Annotated in this window: 18 protein-coding genes; 5 read left to right on the forward strand and 13 right to left on the reverse strand. The window is 68.1% G+C overall.

The features are described from left to right. Nucleotides 1-10: 10 nt before the first annotated feature. Nucleotides 11-589, reverse strand: a complete 579-nt coding sequence (locus FHY09_RS15550; RefSeq protein WP_166927818.1) for an NUDIX hydrolase — start codon at nt 587-589, stop codon at nt 11-13. Between the two features lie 183 nt (nt 590-772). On the opposite strand from FHY09_RS15550, the gene FHY09_RS15555 reads away from it, so the two are divergent. The 5 genes from FHY09_RS15555 (at nt 773) to mtnC (ending at nt 5,807) form a co-directional block, all read left to right on the forward strand. Further along, on the forward strand, nt 773-2,251 hold the full coding sequence (locus tag FHY09_RS15555) for an amino acid permease (RefSeq protein WP_166927819.1): 1,479 nt from the start codon (nt 773-775) through the stop codon (nt 2,249-2,251). A gap of 83 nt (nt 2,252-2,334) precedes the next feature. Beyond that, on the forward strand, nt 2,335-3,762 hold the full coding sequence (locus FHY09_RS15560) for an amino acid permease (RefSeq protein WP_166927820.1): 1,428 nt from the start codon (nt 2,335-2,337) through the stop codon (nt 3,760-3,762). 74 nt (nt 3,763-3,836) lie between these two features. Further along, complete coding sequence (locus FHY09_RS15565) at nt 3,837-4,478, forward strand: methylthioribulose 1-phosphate dehydratase (protein ID WP_166927821.1); 642 nt, start codon at nt 3,837-3,839, stop codon at nt 4,476-4,478. Nucleotides 4,479-4,549: 71 nt separating this feature from the next. Next, complete coding sequence (locus tag FHY09_RS15570; RefSeq protein WP_166927822.1) at nt 4,550-5,107, forward strand: 1,2-dihydroxy-3-keto-5-methylthiopentene dioxygenase; 558 nt, start codon at nt 4,550-4,552, stop codon at nt 5,105-5,107. 4 nt (nt 5,108-5,111) lie between these two features. After that, nucleotides 5,112-5,807 (forward strand): acireductone synthase, encoded by a 696-nt coding sequence (mtnC, locus tag FHY09_RS15575; RefSeq protein ID WP_166927823.1) that lies wholly within the window; start codon nt 5,112-5,114, stop codon nt 5,805-5,807. 78 nt (nt 5,808-5,885) lie between these two features. Here mtnC and fucP read toward each other — a convergent pair whose 3' ends face one another. The 12 genes from fucP to hisS all read right to left on the reverse strand — a co-directional run bounded on the left by fucP (nt 5,886) and on the right by hisS (nt 17,918). Then, on the reverse strand, nt 5,886-7,199 hold the full coding sequence (gene fucP / locus FHY09_RS15580) for an L-fucose:H+ symporter permease (RefSeq protein WP_166927824.1): 1,314 nt from the start codon (nt 7,197-7,199) through the stop codon (nt 5,886-5,888). A gap of 93 nt (nt 7,200-7,292) precedes the next feature. After that, on the reverse strand, nt 7,293-8,879 hold the full coding sequence (locus FHY09_RS15585) for a calcineurin-like phosphoesterase family protein (protein WP_166927825.1): 1,587 nt from the start codon (nt 8,877-8,879) through the stop codon (nt 7,293-7,295). 48 nt (nt 8,880-8,927) lie between these two features. Continuing rightward, entirely contained in the window at nt 8,928-9,548 is a 621-nt protein-coding gene (hisIE, locus tag FHY09_RS15590; RefSeq protein ID WP_166927826.1) for a bifunctional phosphoribosyl-AMP cyclohydrolase/phosphoribosyl-ATP diphosphatase HisIE, read from the reverse strand. Next, nucleotides 9,538-10,314: an imidazole glycerol phosphate synthase subunit HisF gene (gene hisF / locus FHY09_RS15595; RefSeq protein WP_166927827.1), complete on the reverse strand. Its 777-nt coding sequence runs from the start codon at nt 10,312-10,314 to the stop codon at nt 9,538-9,540. The genes hisIE and hisF overlap by 11 nt, the downstream gene beginning before the upstream one ends. Then, a complete protein-coding gene (hisA, locus tag FHY09_RS15600; protein ID WP_166927828.1) occupies nt 10,308-11,042 on the reverse strand; it encodes a 1-(5-phosphoribosyl)-5-[(5-phosphoribosylamino)methylideneamino]imidazole-4-carboxamide isomerase in 735 nt (244 codons plus the stop codon). Before hisA ends, hisF begins: the two co-directional genes overlap by 7 nt. Then, nucleotides 11,039-11,641, reverse strand: coding sequence for an imidazole glycerol phosphate synthase subunit HisH (gene hisH / locus FHY09_RS15605; RefSeq protein ID WP_166927829.1), 603 nt, complete (start codon nt 11,639-11,641; stop codon nt 11,039-11,041). Before hisH ends, hisA begins: the two co-directional genes overlap by 4 nt. Continuing rightward, complete coding sequence (hisB, locus tag FHY09_RS15610) at nt 11,638-12,711, reverse strand: bifunctional histidinol-phosphatase/imidazoleglycerol-phosphate dehydratase HisB (protein ID WP_166927830.1); 1,074 nt, start codon at nt 12,709-12,711, stop codon at nt 11,638-11,640. The genes hisH and hisB overlap by 4 nt, the downstream gene beginning before the upstream one ends. Then, entirely contained in the window at nt 12,708-13,805 is a 1,098-nt protein-coding gene (hisC, locus tag FHY09_RS15615; RefSeq protein ID WP_166927831.1) for a histidinol-phosphate transaminase, read from the reverse strand. Before hisC ends, hisB begins: the two co-directional genes overlap by 4 nt. After that, nucleotides 13,802-15,094, reverse strand: coding sequence for a histidinol dehydrogenase (hisD, locus tag FHY09_RS15620; protein WP_166927832.1), 1,293 nt, complete (start codon nt 15,092-15,094; stop codon nt 13,802-13,804). Before hisD ends, hisC begins: the two co-directional genes overlap by 4 nt. Then, the gene (hisG, locus tag FHY09_RS15625) at nt 15,091-16,002 is read right to left on the reverse strand and encodes an ATP phosphoribosyltransferase (protein WP_166927833.1); all 912 of its coding nucleotides are present in this window, start codon (nt 16,000-16,002) and stop codon (nt 15,091-15,093) included. Before hisG ends, hisD begins: the two co-directional genes overlap by 4 nt. 22 nt (nt 16,003-16,024) lie before the next feature. Continuing rightward, nucleotides 16,025-16,342, reverse strand: a complete 318-nt coding sequence (locus FHY09_RS15630) for a YerC/YecD family TrpR-related protein (protein WP_166927834.1) — start codon at nt 16,340-16,342, stop codon at nt 16,025-16,027. A 178-nt stretch (nt 16,343-16,520) separates the two neighbouring features. Continuing rightward, nucleotides 16,521-17,918 carry a histidine--tRNA ligase gene (gene hisS, locus FHY09_RS15635; protein ID WP_166927835.1) on the reverse strand — a complete coding sequence of 466 codons (1,398 nt, stop codon included), beginning with the start codon at nt 17,916-17,918 and terminating at the stop codon, nt 16,521-16,523. Nucleotides 17,919-18,067: the final 149 nt, after the last annotated feature.

The raw sequence follows: 18,067 nt of genomic DNA on the forward strand, positions 1-18,067 counted from the left end.
ACGCCGGGCGTCACACGCCCTGGCGCGACAGCCAGCGCGTGGCCATGCGGCGCAGCGAATCATCCGCCTGCGGATCGTCGGCCAGCGCTGCGACCGGACGCCACGCCAGTGCCAGGGACTCCCCGCTCACCACGAACGCCTCACTGACCGTTGCGCGGACCACGAAACGCGCATCGTAGTGCCAGTGCCCGGGTACGTCGGCGCGCTCCGGGATCCAGTGCTTGTCCAGATCGAAGATCGCCGGATCGTCCAGCACCAGGCCGGTCAGGCCGGATTCTTCCTCCGCTTCGCGCAGTGCGACATTGGCCAGGTCGCGATCGCCATCCGCATGCCCGCCCAGCTGCAGCCAGCGCTGGAGTTTGCGGTGATGCGTCAGCAGTACCCGTTCGCCATCAGCACTGACCAGCCATGCACTGCCGGTGAAGTGGGCCTCCAGTCGCTCTCGGCGGAAGGCATCGTCCGAATTGCGCAGAACTGTGCCGAATTCGTCAGCCAATGCGCTCTGAGCTGGCACATTCCGCGCATGCAGCCGCAGCTGTTCAAGCAGCCGGACATCAAGCGGGGCAACGGCTGTATCCAATTCGCTCATACATTACGCGCGTTCAGGGAAAGGCTTGTCCATTATCGCCAGAAAATGTTGCAGGCGTGGCTTGTACATAGCCTTCAGCTTTGGCTAAGGTACAGCGGGCCTGGTCCACAGGTCCGATCCTTCACGACACGCGCCACCGGCTACGCATCGGCGGCCACATCTTCCATTCCAGGGATGCATTGCATGTTGAAAGCTCTGTTGAGAGTCAAGCCGGTCGCACCGGCCGGCCACGTCGACGCCGGCGAACCCATTGAAGGCAGCCTGGACGGCGAATCTGGACTGAAACGGACTCTCACGGCGAAGCATCTCATCCTGCTCGGCATCGGCGCGGTAATCGGCGCGGGCATCTTCGTGATGACCGGCCAGGCCGCAGCGTTCCATGCCGGACCGGCGGTCACCCTGTCCTTCGTGCTGGCCGGCCTGGCGTGTGCCCTCGCCGGCCTGTGCTACGCCGAGTTCGCCGCGATGATGCCGGTCTCCGGCAGCGCCTATTCGTATTCGTATGCCACCCTTGGCGAAGGCATGGCCTGGTTCATCGGCTGGTGCCTGGTCCTGGAATACCTGTTCGCCTCGGCGTCGGTGGCGGTGGCCTGGTCGGCGTACCTGCTCAGTTTCGTCACCACCACCCTGCACCTGCCTTTTCCGCAGGCGCTGAGCTCTGCGCCGATCGCCTGGGTGGATGGCGCCTTCGTCTCCTCCGGGCACCTGTTCAACCTGCCGGCGGTGCTGATCGTCGCCGCGGTGACCGGCCTGCTCTACGTCGGCATCTCGCAGTCCACCTTCGTCAACGGCATCATCGTGGCGATCAAGGTCAGCGTCATCGTGCTCTTCATCGCCTTCGGTGCCTCTTACGTGGACACCGCCAACTGGACGCCCTTCATCCCCGAGAACACCGGCACCTTCGGCGAGTTCGGCTGGAGCGGCGTGCTGCGGGCCGGCTCGATCGTGTTCTTCGCCTTCATCGGCTTTGATGCGGTGTCCACCGCGGCCGGCGAAACCAAGGACCCGCAGCGCAACATGCCGATCGGCCTGCTGGGTTCGCTGGCCATCTGCACGTTGATCTACGTGATCGTGTGCCTGGTGCTGACCGGCCTGCTGCCGTACACCCAGCTGGGCACCGCCAAGCCGGTGGCCACTGCGCTGGAAGCGCATCCGCAGCTGACCTGGCTGAAGACCGCCGTGGAGATCGGTGCCATCGCCGGCCTGTCCTCGGTGGTGCTGGTGATGATGATGGGCCAGACCCGCATCGCCTACACGATCTCCCGCGACGGCCTGCTGCCGAAGTTCCTCGGCGCCGTGCACGGCCGCTTCAAGACCCCGTATGTGGCCACGGTCATCGTTGGCGTGGTCGCCGCCGCGCTGGCGGGCCTGATGCCGCTGAACGTGCTCGGCGAGCTGGTTTCCATGGGCACCCTGCTGGCCTTCGCGACGGTGTGCATCGGTGTGCTGGTGCTGCGCTACGCACGCCCGGAGCTGCACCGCCCGTTCCGGGTTCCGGCGGCGTGGATCATCTGCCCGCTCGGTGCGCTGGCCTGCCTGACGCTGTTCGGCATGGCCTTCCGCGAGCACTGGCACCTGTTCGTCGGCTGGACCCTGCTCGGCATGGTGATCTACTTCGGTTACGGCATGCGCCACAGCAAGCTGGCAAAATCCTCCCCGTAACTGCCCGCACGGGCCGGCCCACAGGGTCGGCCCGTGCGCTTTTCCAGCTGGCCACGGCCCGCCCCGACTGAAGATTCCGAAGCATGTTCAAGCAACTATGGGCCACCAAGCATCCGCATGCCGCCCATGAGGACGCCAACGGCCTGAGCCTGACCCGCACGCTGGGCCCCTGGGGGCTGACGGCCCTGGGCATCGGAGCGGTGATCGGCGGCGGCATCTTCGTCATCACCGGACAGGCTGCTGCGAACCATGCCGGGCCGGCCATCATGCTGTCCTTCGTCCTGGCGGCCATCTGCTGCGGGTTCTGCGCGATGGCCTACGCCGAGTTCGCCTCCATGGTGCCGGTCTCCGGCAGTGCCTACACCTACACCTACGCCACCTTCGGCGAGCTCTCGGCCTGGTTCATCGGCTGGATGCTGGTGCTGGAGTACGGCGTCTCCGCCTCGGCGGTGGCGGTGAGCTGGACCGGCTATTTCCTGAGCCTGCTCAGTCATTTCGACATCCACCTGCCGGCGGCGCTGGTCAGCGCACCGCTGGATGCGCAGCTGCGTCCGACCGGCGCCATCGCCAACGTGCCGGCGGCCATCCTGGTGCTGCTGCTCACCTGGCTGTGCTACGTGGGCATCCGCAAGTCCACGGCCATGAACATGGCCATGGTGATCCTCAAGACCGGGCTGATCGTACTGGTCATCGCGGTCGGCTGGCAGTACGTGGACACGGCCAACTGGACGCCGTTCATTCCGGAAAACGAAGGTCCCGGGCGCTTTGGCATGGAGGGCGTGCTGCGCGGTGCGGCGATGGTGTTCTTCGCCTACATCGGCTTCGAGGCCGTTTCCGTGGCCGCGCAGGAATCGCACCGCCCGCAGCGCGACATGCCGATCGGCATGATGGTGTCGCTGCTGATCTGCACGGTGCTGTACATCGCCATGGCGGCGGTGATGACCGGGCTGGTGCCCTATACGCTGCTGGGCACCGATGAGCCGGTGGTCACGGCCGTGGCCGCGCATCCGCAGCTGGGCTGGCTGCGGGTGGTGGTGGAGATCGGCGCGCTGATCGGGTTGTCCTCGGTGGTACTGGTGATGATCATCGGCCAGCCGCGCATCTTCATGATCATGGGTCGCGATGGACTGCTGCCGCCGGTGTTCACCCGCATCCACCCCAGGTACCGCACCCCGCACATCAACACGGTCATCACCGGCATCGGCATTGCGTTGCTGGCAGCCGTGTTCCCGCTGGACATCCTCGGCGAGCTGACCTCCATGGGCACGCTCATCGCCTTCGCGGCGGTGTGCGCCGGCGTGCTGGTCCTGCGCCGTACCCAGCCCGACCTGCCGCGGCCCTTCCGTATCCCGGCCGCATGGCTGGTGTGCAGCCTCGGCGTGCTCAGCTGCCTTGCGCTGCTTTCGGCGATGACATTCCACAACTGGATGCTGATGGGCGTGTGGACGGCGATCGGATTGACCATCTACTTCGCCTACGGGTACCGCAACAGCCGCCTGCGTGGCGGTTGAGCCAGGCCGCGTGCGCTCGCGCCGACCCGGCCGGAGCGACCCGGCCCGGGCCGGCGTTGGATTAGAATGCAGGCATGAACGCGCCCCTTCTTCCGTATGACAGCCAGCGCCTGAGCGAACTGGCGCAACTGCTGATCGACAACATCCGCGAGCTGGCCCAGGCCGGCTGGACGCCTGCCACGAGCAGCAATTTCTCCCACCGCCTCGATGATCGCCATGCGGCCATCACCGTTTCCGGCCGCGACAAGGGTCGGCTGATCGAGGATGACATCATGGTCGTGGATTTCGACGGCCAGGCCGTGGGCCGGCCGTTGCGCCCGTCCGCAGAGACACTGCTGCATACCCAGCTCTACCGTCGCTTCCCCGAGGTCGGCTGCGTGCTGCATACGCATTCGCCGGTGCAGACCATCGCCTCGCGCCTGTATGCCCCGCAGGGCCATGTGCGGCTGGAGGGCTATGAGCTGCTCAAGGCCTTCGCGGGCAATCGCACGCACGAGATGGCCATCGACGTGCCCGTGTTCAGCAACACGCAGGACATGGACGTGCTCTCGCGCCAGGTCGACGCGGTGCTGGACGTGCAGCCGCTGTGGGGCTACCTGATCGACGGCCATGGCCTGTATGCCTGGGGCCGCGACATGGCCGAAGCACGCCGTCACCTGGAAGCGTTCGAGTTCCTGTTCCACTGCGAACTCGAACTGCGCCGCCTGCGCGGCTGATCGCCTGAAGTTGCCGGGCCGCGCCCGGCACGACTACCCTGTCCTTCCCACGAAAGGTCCTCGCTGCCGCCATGAGCCGACTGCGCATCTACGACGACACCCGTCCCGACTCCCCGCTGCTGGACACCCAGGACGGCACGGTCATCGCCACCGAACTGCGGGAGATCGGCGTGACCTTCGAGCGCTGGCAGGCCACCCGGCCGGTCGCTCCCGGCGCCAGCCAGGACGAGGTGTTCGCCGCCTACCGCGCCGACATCGACCGTCTGGTGGCCGAGCGAGGGTTCAAGAGCGTGGACGTGGCCTCCATCGCGCCGGACAACCCGAACCGCGCCGAACTGCGCAGGAAGTTCCTGGACGAGCACTTCCACAAGGAGGACGAGGTGCGTTTCTTCGTCGCCGGATCGGGACTGTTCACCCTGCACGTGGGAACGAAGGTCTACGAGATCGAATGCGTGAAGGATGATCTGATCGCCGTGCCGGACGGGGTCACCCACTGGTTCGACATGGGCGATGAGCCGAGCTTCGTGGCGATCCGGTTCTTCACCGAAGCCGACGGCTGGGTCGGTCATTTCACCGGCACCGACATCGCGCAGAAATTCCCGCGCTACATTCCCACCCAGGGCACCTGATCCCATGCAGCCACGCGTCATCCTCACCGACATTGAAGGCACCACCAGCAGCATTTCATTCGTGAAGAATGTGCTGTTCCCGTATGCGCGCCAGGCGCTGCCGGGCTTCATCGCCCGCCAGGGCCAGCAGCCGGAGGTGCGGCGATGGCTGGACGCGGTGGCCAGCGAACTCGGCGGTGCCTGCCAGGACAGCCTGATCGCCGAGGCCCTGCAGGGCTGGATCGACCAGGACCGCAAGCACACCGCGCTCAAGGCGCTGCAGGGCATGATCTGGGAGACCGGCTACCGCAACGGGGATTACCAGGCGCACTTCTATCCGGAGGTCGCCGCCGTGCTGCGGGGCTGGCATGCCGCCGGCCTGCCGTTGTACGTGTACTCGTCCGGCTCGGTGCCTGCGCAGAAGCAGTTCTTCGGCTTCAGTGAAGCCGGCGACCTGACAGGGCTGGTTTCGGGCTGGTTCGATACCGAGATCGGCGGCAAGCGCGAGGCGGACAGTTATCGCCGGATCGTCCAGGCCATCGCACGGCCCGCGGCGGAGATCCTGTTCCTGTCCGATGTGGTGGAAGAGCTCGACGCCGCACGCGAGGCGGGCCTGCAGACCCGCCTGGTGGATCGCCGCGATGACTACCCGATGCCGCGCGCCGGGGACGCGACCCACGGCCATGAGCGGGTCGAGACCTTCGAGCAGATCAGCAGGTAGGCAACCGGTTCGCCCACGCGCTGCCGCTGCCGCTGCCGCGATGATGCCCCTGGCTCATCATCGCGGCCTGCACGCAGCTCAGGATCGCGCGCGTGCGGGTGCGCCGATGCGCGAGCCCACCAGCCCATAGAAGATGATGTAGGCGTAGCACAGCACCGGCACCACCAGACTGTGGTGCAGCCCGATGCGGTCGGCCAGCATGCCCTGCAGCGGCGGCAGCACGGCGCCACCCACGATCGCCATGATCAGCAGGCTCGAGCCCTTGTTCGTCAGCGGCCCCAGGCGTGCGATGCCGAGCGCGAAGATGGTCGGGAACATGATGGAGTTGAACAGGCCGGTGGCTACGATCGCGTACACCGCGACCTGCCCCGCCGAAAGCAGCGTCACCGCCAGCAGGACCACGTTGCCCGCGGCGAACAGGCCAAGCAGGCGCCCCGGTGCGAAGCGGGCCAGCAGTGCCGAGCCGACGAAGCGCCCGATCATCGCACCGCCCCAGTAGGCCGACACCCAGAAGGTGGCCTGCTTTTCGGTCATGCCACCGATCTCCGGCAGCGAGAGATAGTTCACCAGCACGCTGCCGATCGAAACTTCGGCCCCGACGTAGAAGAAGATCGCCAGCACGCCGAACAGCAGGTGGCGGTGGCGCAGCGCGTCGGAGATGCGGTGCTCACCGGGCGCGGCGACGGCATTGCCATCGTCGGCCAGTCGCGGCAGGCGGAACAGGAACACCAACATCGCCAGCAGCACCAGGGCGATCGCCAGCCCCACGTACGGCCCCTGCACCGACTGCGCTTCAGCCGTGCGGTAGGCCAACTGCTGCGCGGCGGGCAAGGCCTGCAGCTGTTCCGGCGATTTCACCGCGTTGCCGAGGATCAGCAGGCCGCCAAACAGCGGCGCCAGGGTGGTGCCGAGCGAGTTGAGCGCCTGCGCCAGCGTAAGCCGGCTGGAGCTGGTTTCCGCCGGCCCCAGCAGCGCAACGTACGGGTTGGCCGCCACCTGCAGCACCGTGATGCCGGTGGCCAGCACGAACAGGGAGGCGAGGAAGGCGCCGAACAGGCGCAGTTCCGCCGCCGGCCAGAAGCCGAGGGCGCCGACGCCGGCCACGCACAGACCGGCCACGATGCCGTTCTTGTAACCCAGCCGGGCCACCAGCTTGCCGGCAGGCAGGGACATCAGGAAATACGCGCCGAAGAACGCCGAGTTGACCAGCATCGCCCGCGTGTAATCGAGCTGGAACACCGCTTTCAGGTGGGGAATCAGCACATCGTTGAGGCTGGTCAGGAAGCCCCACATGAAGAAGATGGACGTCACCACCACCAGCGCCACGCGCGTGGTGACTGCCGGTCCGTCACCGGTGCGTTGGGGGGAACCGGGGGTCACGGAAATCGGCATGGGTGATGCGCCTCGATGCGCTGCGGGTTGAAGTCCGACAGCCTACTGGATTGCAAGGGTCAAAAGCGCGCTGCACAGCAGCGCAGCGTTTTCTCAGGGCTCGGCGTGCTGCAGGGCATAGCGGGTGGAGGCGGTGTGCACCTGGCCATCAGGCTGGGTGGCGCGCACCTCCACGCTGTGTTCGCCTTCCGCCAGGTCGGTCGGCAGCGCACCCCGCCACAGGTGCGGCGAGGCCGTGGCTTCCGGCGACCGGTCGAAGCTGCGCAGCGCCTGGGCCAGGTCATCGGCCGCGTTCTCCACCAGCAGCCGCGGATCGGGCTGGCGGACCTGCTTCATCGGCTGCCAGGCCCCGCCATCGACCCGATACTCGACCACGGTTGCATCCTGGCCCATGTACACATTGGCGAACACGCCCCACGCCGGGTAGGCGCCCTGACGCAGCACCTTCGGCGCATGCAGGCCGATCTGCGCCTTCGGCGATGCGCCGGCCACGCGATAATGCAGCGTGTAGCTGCCGTTGCCGGCCACATCGAGCAGGGCGTATCCCTTCGGCGTGCCATCGCTCATCGTGCTCACCGGCACGCCGTCATCGCCGGCCACGCCGGACCAGAACGCCCCGCAGTTGGCCCCGACGTTGTACTCATGCAACGGCCGCACGCCCGTCCAGCCCTCGGCCGCGCCGTGGTGGTAGTGCTGCTGGGTGTGGCTGTGTCCACTCAACACCAGCACGTTGCTGAAGTCCTTGAGCAGGGCGAACAGGCGCGAACGGTCGGCATGCCGGAACGTCTCGCGCCCGGGCGCCGCATCGAACAGCGGAATGTGCATCGACAGCACCAGTAGGCGGTCGCGGCGCAGGCCCTGCAGGTAGTGACGCAGGAACTGGAACTGGTCCTCGCGCAGGCCGCCGATGTACTTCGGCGTGGCATCGGGCTGGTACACCACATCGTCCAGGAACACGAAACTCGCCCCGCCCTCCTCCACCGCGTAGGTATCCGGCCCGTACGCCGCGCGCCAGGTGTCCACCGAGCGTGCATCATCGGGCGCGTCGAAATCCAGATCGTGGTTGCCCGGCACATGGAACCACGGCACGCCCAGCTGCGTGGTGACCTTGTTGATCAACGGATAGAGGGAGAGGTCATCGTTGACGACATCGCCAAGCGTGGTGCCCAGGCGCGCACGCGTGCGGCCCACCAGCGGCTGCACGATGGCCTGGTCATACCAGCCGACCTCGCGCGCATTGCCGGTCTGCGAGTCGGCGAAGACCAGCATCTCAAAGCCCTTTCCCGCGTCCCGGCGGTCGGCCACCAGCGGGAAATCGTAGGCCGCCAGCGGCGTCGTGGTCGGCGCGATGCCGCGATACTTCAGCGCACCGGAGCCTTGCGGATGATAGTGCCGCCAGAACATCGGCAAGCCGTCCTGCCCGACCGTGGCGCGGTAATCGCTGGGCTTGATCACGAACACCGTGTCGCCGGCCTCCACCGTGAGGCGGTAGCGTCCGTCGGCGCTGGTGCGCACGATATCGCGGCCGTTGGATACCTGTACACCGCCCAGACCGGGATCGGTGGGGCCACGGCCCGGTCGGCCATCGCGTTCCTGGTAGACGGTACCACTCACCGTCGCCGCCGCTGCAGGCAGGGCGGTGGACAGCAGGCAGCACAGCCACGCGGCAGGCAGTTTCATCGGACGGGCTCGCGGATGGAAGGCGGCATAGTGTGGCATGCCGGTGCTTCAGCGGTGGCGCGATTCCAGCAGCCTGCGGACATCGGCCAGGCCCAGGCCGCGCGCGCGCAGCAGGACCAGCAGATGGAAGATCAGGTCCGAGGCTTCGCCAAGCAGTTCCTCATCGCCCTGCGCCACCGCGGCCAGCGCCGTTTCCACGCCCTCCTCGCCGACCTTCTGCGCGATCCGGCGCACGCCACCTTCGAACAGGGAGGTCGTGTAGCTGCCCTCGGGCCGGGTGGCGTCACGTTCGGCGACAAGCCTGTCGAGCTGGCCGAGGAAATCCTTCGGTGCCTGCGCAAAGCAGCTTTCGGCGCCGGTGTGGCAGGTCGGGCCGGCCGGCCGGGCGCGCACCAGCAACGTATCGGCATCGCAGTCCACGGCGATGGAACGCACCACCAGCACGTTGCCGGACTGCTCCCCCTTGGTCCACAGGCGCTCGCGGCTGCGGCTGTGGAAGGTCATGTGGCCGGTCGCGAGGGTGACCTCCAGTGCTTCGGCGTTGACATAGCCCAGCATCAGGACCTGCAGCGTATCGGCATCCTGCACGATGGCCGGCAGCAGTCCATCGCCCTTGCGCCAGTCCAGCGTGGCCAGCGCCGCGGGCGCGGGGAAAACCTCAATAGACATCTCGTACCTCGATCTGTTGGTCGCGCAGGTAGCGCTTCAGGTCCGGAATGCGGATCGCACCGCTGTGGAACACGCTGGCGGCGAGCGCCCCGTCCACGTCGGCCTGGTCGAACACCTGGGCGAAATGCTCGGGAAGGCCGGCGCCGCCGGATGCGATCAGCGGCACGCTGCACAGCGCGCGCGCCTGGCGCAGCTGCGCGACATCAAACCCGCGACGCACGCCATCGCTGTCCATGCAGTTGAGCACGATCTCGCCAGCGCCGAGCTGCTGCACCTCGCGTATCCAGTCCAGGGTCCGCCGCGCTACCGCCTGGGTCTTGGCCGGGTCGCCGGTGAAGCGCCGCACCCGCCACTCGCCGTCCGCCTCGCGGACCGAGTCGATGCCCACCACCACGCATTGCACGCCGAACTCCGCAGCAAGCTCGCTGATCAACGCCGGGCGCCCGAGCGCGGGTGAGTTGATCGAGATCTTGTCGGCGCCGGCATGCAGCACACGGCGCGCGGTGTCCACGCTGTCGATGCCTCCGGCCACGCAGAAGGGGATGTCCAGCAGGCGCGCGATGCGCTCGATCCACGCCACGTCCACGCTGCGCCCATCCGGGCTCGCACCGATATCGTAGAACACCAGTTCGTCGGCGCCCTGTTCGCGGTAGCGCAGGGCCAGTTCGGCGATGTCCCCCATGTCGACGTGGTCGCGGAATCGCACGCCCTTGACCACGCGGCCATCGCGCACGTCCAGGCACGGAATGATGCGTCGGCTCAGCATGCCAGCGCCCCGGCCAGGTCCATGCGCTGCTCCAGCAGGGCCTTGCCCAGCACGGCACCACTGCAGCCGGCCGCGCGCGCGGCGGCGACGTCGGCTGCATCGCGGATGCCGCCGGAGGCCTGGATCGCAACGCCGGGCAGCTGCTGCGCCAGGTGCGCGTAGAGCGCGAGGTTCGGCCCGGCGAGCATGCCGTCGCGGGCGATGTCCGTGCACAGCAGATGCCGCATGCCGGCGGCCGCGTACTGCCGGGCCAGCACCTCCAGGGTGACGCCTGCGGTTTCGGTCCAGCCGTGGATCGGCAGCTGCCACTGGCCGTCATCGTCCTGGCGCGCGTCCAGTGCAACGGTGATGCGCTCGGCACCGAACTCCCGCAGCCAGCCGCTCACGCGGTCCGGCTCGCGCACGGCCAGCGATCCCACCACCACGCGGCTGGCGCCCGCGTCGAGCATGCGCGCCACATCTTCGCGGCCGCGCACGCCACCGCCGGTCTGCACCTGCAGCCCGGTCTGCGCGCGGATCTGCGCCAGCAGGGGCGCGAGGGTGTAGCCACCGGCACGCGCGGCGTCGAGGTCCACCAGGTGCATCCACTGCGCCCCCTGCGCGGCGAAGGCCAGTGCACGCGGCAGCGGGTCATCGCCGTAGCGGGTTTCCTGGGCATAGTCGCCCTGGCGCAGGCGCACTACGCGGCCTTCGCGGATATCGAGAGCGGGATAGACGGTGAAACTCATGCGGCGGTGTCCTGCAGGAAGTTGCGCAACAACAGCGCGCCGGTGTCACCGGAACGCTCAGGGTGGTATTGGGCGCCGAAGCAGCGGCCATGCTGCACCACGGCGCTGAACAGCCCACCGTGATCACACGCTGCGACGGTATGGGCGTTCAGGGGTGCCGCATAGCTGTGCACGAAGTACGCGCTGGACCGCTCGGGAATGTCGCGCAGCAGCGGTGACGCACGCAGCGGCAGCAGGCGGTTCCAGCCCATGTGCGGCACGCGGATACCGGTGGCCGGCACCAGCCGGCGCACCGTGCCGGGAATCAGCCCGAGGGTCTCCACGTCACCCTCTTCGCAGCGCTCGAACAGCAGCTGCATGCCCAGGCAGATGCCGAGCAGTGGCACGTCCAGTTTGCGCAGCGGCTCGTACAGCCCCTGCGCATGCAGGCGTTGCGTGGCCGGGCCGGCAGCGCCGACGCCAGGCAGGATCACCCGGCGCGCACCCTCCAGACCCGCCGCATCGCGCACCAGCCGCACCTCGGCGCCCAGCCGCTCCAGCGCATACCGCACCGAACCAAAGTTCGCGCCGCCGGCATCGATCAACGCAACGTCGGTCACAGCGCCCCCTTCGTGCTGGGCAGCTCGGTGCCCTGCCTGGCCACCGCCATGCGCAGTGCACGCGCCAGCACCTTGAAGCACGCCTCCACCTTGTGGTGATCGTTGTCGCCGCGCACCTGCAGGTTGAGGTTCAGCCCAGCGGCATCGCACAGCGACCTGAAGAAATGCGGGACCAGCTCGGTCGGCATGTCGCCTACCCGTTCGCGCTTGAATTCACCGTCGAACACGAAATACGGTCGGCCACTGAAATCCAGCGCGGCGCTGGCCAGCGCCTCGTCCATCGGCAGCGTGAAGCCGTAGCGGCCGATGCCGCGCTTGTCGCCCAGCGCTTCACGCAGCGCCTGGCCCAGCGCGAGCCCGGTGTCTTCGATGGTGTGGTGTTCGTCGATGTGCAGGTCACCCTCGGCCTGGATGCGCACCGCGATGCCGCCGTGCTTGCCGATCTGCTCCAGCATGTGGTCGAAGAACGGCAGGCCGGTATGGATGGAGGGCTCGGCACTCGCATCCAGGTCCAGCTCGACGCGGATGCGCGTCTCACGCGTGTTGCGCTGGACCACGGCGGTCCGTGGCGCGTCCACCAGCGCGTGCGCGATGCCCGGCCAGTCCCACTGGCCGCCGAACTCGGCCGTGCGCAGCTGGAAACCACGGATGTTGAGGTTGTCGGCGAACTGGATGTCGGTGGGCCGGTCACCGACCATCGCCGAACGCGCCCAGTCGATGCTCCGGTCCTGCAGGTAGGCCGTCATCAGGCCGATGCCCGGCTTGCGCGTGGGCAGGTTCTCGTGCGGCCAGCTGCGGTCGATCAGCACGTCACGGAATACGATGCCCTGGCTCTGGAACACGTGCATCATCAGGGCATGCGGCGCGTCGAACACAGCCTGCGGATAGGCCTCACTGCCCAGCCCATCCTGGTTGGACACGATGACGAACTGCCAGCCCGCATCGCGCAGCCTGAGCAGTGCCGGAATCGCGTCGGGCACGAAGCGCAGCTTTTCGTAGGCATCGATCTGGTGGTCGGCCGGCTCTTCGATGAGCGTGCCGTCGCGGTCGATGAACAGGATGGGCGTCATGCGGCAACGCTCCGGTTGGACAGGGCAGCCATCACGCGTTGATTCTCCTCGGCACTGCCGATGCTGATGCGAAGGGCGTCGCCGAGCTGCGGCGCCGCACGCTGGTCGCGCACCACCACGCCGGCGGCGAGCAACGCGTCGAAGGCCGCCTGGGCATCGGTGAAGCGGACCAGCAGGTAGTTTCCGGCCGAGGGGTACACCCTGACGACCTCCGGCAACGCCTGCAGCATGCTCAACAGCTGCGCGCGCGCCTGCTTGACCTGCGCCACGCGCTGGGCCGTCTGGGCCAGCGCCGCCGGCTGCAACGCGGCCAGCGCCAGGTCCGCGCACGGCTGTGGCACCGGGTACGGGGCCTGGCAGCGGCGCAGTGCGGCGATGACCGGCGGCGCGGCCAGCAGCGAACCGATGCGCGCGGCCGCCAGGGCGTGCGCCTTCGACAGCGTGCGCAGCACGGCGATGTTGGGATGGTCGGCCAGCAGCTGGGTTGCCGAGCGCTGTTCGCTGTACTCGATATAGGCTTCGTCGACGACCACCAGTGCCTGGCTGGCAAGTGCCTGGGCCACGCGCTCGATGTCAGCCAGGGCGATCTCGCTGCCCGCGGGATTGGACGGCGAACACAGGAAGACCAGGCGCGCAGCGCTTTCACGCGCGGCCTGGATCACCGCGTCGATATCCACGCGCAGGCCGTCCACACCGTCCTGCAGCGGCACCTCGCGCAGGGTCGCGCCCTGCAGGCGGGCGCACACCGCATACATGCCGAACACCGGCGGGGTGACCACGATGGCATCCACGCCGGGTCGGCAGAACGCCCGCACCAGCAGGTCGATGCCCTCATCGCTGCCCCGCCCGATCAGCACCTGATCGGGCGCCACGGCGTAGAGTGCGGCCAACGCCTCGCGCAGTGCGGCTGGCTGCGGGTCCGGGTAACGTCGGCTGCGGCCTTCGGCATCGGCTGCGTTAGGCCACGACGACTCGTTCGCGTTGAGCCAGACATCCCCCTGCACGGCGCTGCTGCGCGCCGAACTGTACCCGGCGAAAGCCCGCAGGTCCGGCCGCAGCAGGTCCAGCACCGCGGCCACGGAATCGGCGCTCATGCCGCCTCCATGCGCACGGCCACGGCGCGCTCATGCGCGTCCAGGCCTTCGGCACTGGCGAGAATGCGCGCGCACCCGCCGATCGCCAGCAGGCCGGCCGGGGTTGCGCTCTGCACGCTGATCAGGTTCTGGAAGCTGCCCACGCTCACCCCGCTGTACGCGCGCGCTGCACCGGCGGTCGGCAGAACGTGGTTGGTGCCACTGCAGTAGTCGCCGAGCGCTTCGGGCGTGTAATCGCCAAGGAACACCGAGCCGGCCGCCTGCACCTGGTCCAGCCACAGGCGCGGTTCGCGCAGGGCCAGGATCAGGTGCTCGGGCGCATAACGGTTGCTGATCGCGAACGCGTCCTGCAGGCGATCCACCTGGATCAGCCGCGAGGCCGACAGCGCCTGCCGGGCGATCTCCTGCCGCGGCAGCAGCGCAACCTGGCGCTCCACCTCCCCTTCCACGGCAGCCAGCAGGGCCGCATCGTCGGTGAGCAGCAGCACCTGCGAATCCGGCCCATGCTCGGCCTGGGACAGCAGATCCGCGGCGACGAAGACCGGGTTGGCGCCGGCATCGGCAATGACCAGCACTTCCGAGGGGCCGGCCGGCATGTCGATGGCGGCAACGCCGTCCTGCGCGACCTGCTGCTTGGCTTCGGTGACGAAGCTGTTGCCCGGCCCGAACAACTTGTCGCAGGCCGGCACGCTGGCCGTGCCGTAGGCCATGGCAGCGATGGCCTGGGCTCCGCCGAGCTTGAACACGCGCTGCACGCCGGTCAGGCGTGCGGCGACCAGTACCGCAGGGTCCGCACTGCCATCGGCGCGCGGTGGCGTGCACATCACCACCTGCGGGCACCCCGCCAGGCCGGCCGGCACGCCCAGCATCAGCGCCGTGGAAGGCAGCGGTGCGCTGCCGGCGGGCACGTACAGGCCCACACGGCCGATCGGCCGCACCATGCGTTCGCAGACCACGCCGGGCGCGGTTTCCACGCTGTAACCACGGCCCATCCCGGCTTCGTGGAAGCGGGTGAGCCGCGCGACGGCCTCCGCCATCGCCTGGCGCAGTTCCGGCACGACGGCCTGCTCGGCCGCCGCGAACTCCGCGTCGCTGACTTCCAGCTCATCAAGCTGCACCGCGTCGAAGCGTGCGGTCAGCGCGCGCAGGGCTTCATCGCCACCCTCGCGCACCTGCGCGATGACCCCGGCCACGGCCTGCCGGGTCTGCGCGGCGACGCTCTGCACCGGACGCTGCAGGGCCTCGGCGCGCGCCACTTCATCAAGTTCGGACCACATCAGACGATTCATGCCAGCGACCTTTCCACGCTCAATACCATCAACCCCTGGGCACCAGCGCGCTCCAGGTCCTCGAGCCGCTGCCACGTCAGTGGCCCCGGACACATCGTCTGCAACCGCAACGCACCGCCATCGGCGGGCAGGCGCACCAGCGGCTCGGCATCGGACAGCAGGCGTGCCAGCTCCGGCACGCGCTCCTCGGCCGCGCGGAACATCAGCAGCTTGCGGTCCTGCACCTGCACCACGCCGTCCAGGCGGCGCAGCAGCATGTTCATCAGGCCGGTGCGCGCATCGTCGGGCATGCGCACCGGCCCGGCCAGCACGGCTTCGCTGTCCAGCAGCGTTTCCACCGGCTTGAGCTGGTTGGCGCGCAACGTCGCACCGCTGGACACCAGATCACAGATCAGTTCGGCCGTGCCCAGGCGCGGCGCGATCTCGACCGAACCGGACAGCTCGACCACCTGCGCGTCCACGCCCTGCCGCTGCAGCCAGTCCTTGAGGATGGCCGGGTAACTGGTGGCGATACGCGTGCCGGCGACCTGCGCCGGGCCCTGCCAGTCCCATTCCTCCGGTACGGCGAGCATCAGCCGGCAGGCACCGAAGCCGAGCCCGCGCAACGCCTTGAACGCCGACGCCTTGCCGCCAAGCCGACGCGCGGCGTCCTGCTCGTCCAGTTCATTGCGGCCAACGATGCCCAGGTCGCACACGCCGTCGGCGATCAGGCCCGGGATATCGTCGTCACGGACCAGCAGCAGGTCCACCGGCAGCGTTTCGCCGTAACAGAACAGTTTGTCGCGGCTCTCGCGCCAGCTCAGGCCACAGGCGCTCAGCAGCGCGCGCGCGGGCTCGGCCAAGCGGCCGTTCTTCTGGATGGCAATACGCAGCCGGTCACGTGCCGGTGCTGCCTGGAGGATGCTCATGGGGGATTCTCGGAAGTTCAGATCAGGTCGAAGCTGCGGCGGCAACCCGCGCCGCTGCGATGGCATAGCCGCGATGGCCATGCTCGAGACTGCGGGCAACGCGTCCGGTCGTGGTCACGCTGACCCCGGTGCGCTCATGGATTTCACGGTAAGGCACGCCCTCGCGCAGCAACGGGACGACCTTCCAGCGATCAGACAGCGCTTCCAGCTCCGCAGGCGTGCACAGGTCACGCAGGAAGGCCGTGACGTCCCCCGGATCACCCAGTGCGGCGAACGCGGCGGCAAGCGCCATGAGATCGGCGTGGGTGTCTTTCTCGGCGGGAGTGCTGCGGGCTTTCATGGCGGATTAGGTCAGTAACAATGTAATAGCGTGCTAATACATTAATACCGAATGGGTGCCCGGTCAACCGCTGTCCTCTCCCCGCCTGTCCTTGAACCCCACAGACAAAAACGCCCACCGCAAGCGGTGGGCGTGGCATCAACCGGGGCGGGCGAAGGCCCGCGCGGCGCGGCACAGATCAGGCCATCACGCGGGCCTGCTCCAGCTCGACCAGCAGCGTGCTGGCCAGGTCCTCGCGGTCCACCTCGAACTGCTGCTCGCGCACAAGATCCTTAACCGCCAGCACACCGCGCGCGCGCTCGTCCTCGCCGGCCAGCACCACGAAACGGATGCCGGCCTTGGCCGCGTACTGGAACTGCTTGCCGATCTTCTTCGGCTCCATCTGCACCTCTGCGTTGATTCCCCCAACGCGCAGGCGGCGGGCGATCTCCAGCGAGTCCGCCAGTCCGTCTTCGTCCATCAGGGCCACCAGCGCATGCACGCTGCTGGCTTCGATGCCCGCGATGAGCCCGGCTTCGCGCAGCTGCCAGAACAAGCGGGTCAGGCCGATGGAAATGCCCACGCCGGGCAGTTTCGACTTGCTGTAGTGGCTGGCGAGGTCTTCGTAACGGCCACCGGAGCAGATCGAGCCGATCTGCGGATGATCGGTCAGCACCGTCTCGTAGACCGTTCCGGTGTAGTAGTCCAGGCCGCGCGCGATGGAGAAGTTCAGGCAGTACGCCGACTCCGGAACACCCAGCGCCTTGACCAGGCCGAGCACTTCGCGCAGTTCGGCCACGCCGGCACGCAGGGTCGCCGTGGCGGCCGCATCCTGTTCCAGGGCGTGAAGCTGGGCCAGCGCATCCGCATGGCCCTGCGAGCGCACCGCCACGAAGGCGAGGATCCGTTCCACCTGCGCGGCGGGAATGCCAAAGCCCTCACCCACCAGCGTCTGCCGCACATGGTCGGCACCGCGTTTGTCCAGCTTGTCCACTTCTCGCAGCACGGCCAGCTGCTGCTCGCCTTCGGCCACACCAAGCATCTCGAAGAAGCCGCGCAGCAGCTTGCGGTTGTTCAGCTGGATGCTGAACTGGCCGATCTGCAACTCGGCAAACACCGCATGGATCACCGCCAGAACCTCGGCGTCGTACCTCACGCTCAGCGTGTCCTTGCCGATCACATCGATATCGCACTGGTAGAACTCGCGGAAGCGGCCACGCTGGGCACGTTCGCCGCGGTATACCCGCTGCATCTGGTAACGGCGGAACGGGAACGTCAGCTCGTGCTCGTGTTCGGCCACGTAGCGGGCCAGCGGCACGGTCAGGTCGAAACGAAGCGCCAGCTCCGGCAGCGAGGTGTCGCCGGCCTGCGCGGCGTTGGCCAGCGCGCCGGTGGACTGCACGAAATACACCTGGCGTTCGGTTTCGCCGCCGGATTTGGTCAGCAGCACGTCGGACAGCTCGAAGACAGGCGTCTCCACCGGCAGAAACCCGAACCGCTCGTAGTTGCGGCGGATGACGTCCAGCATGCGCTGGAACGCGATCTGCTCGCGCGGCAGCAGTTCCATGATGCCGGGCGGCGTACGGGGCTTGATCACGTGGGGCTCCTGCAGAAAACGGGGGAAGGGCTGAGGGGCATCATTGTAGCGGCTGGCGCGAAGGCTTTGCCGGTCCGCACCCGCTGCGCGCGCTGGGCGGGCCGCGCCCGGGGCCGTTGTCGCGCATGGCGTATCATAGGGCGCTGGAC

This window comes from Xanthomonas sp. 60 (genome assembly GCF_011761925.1).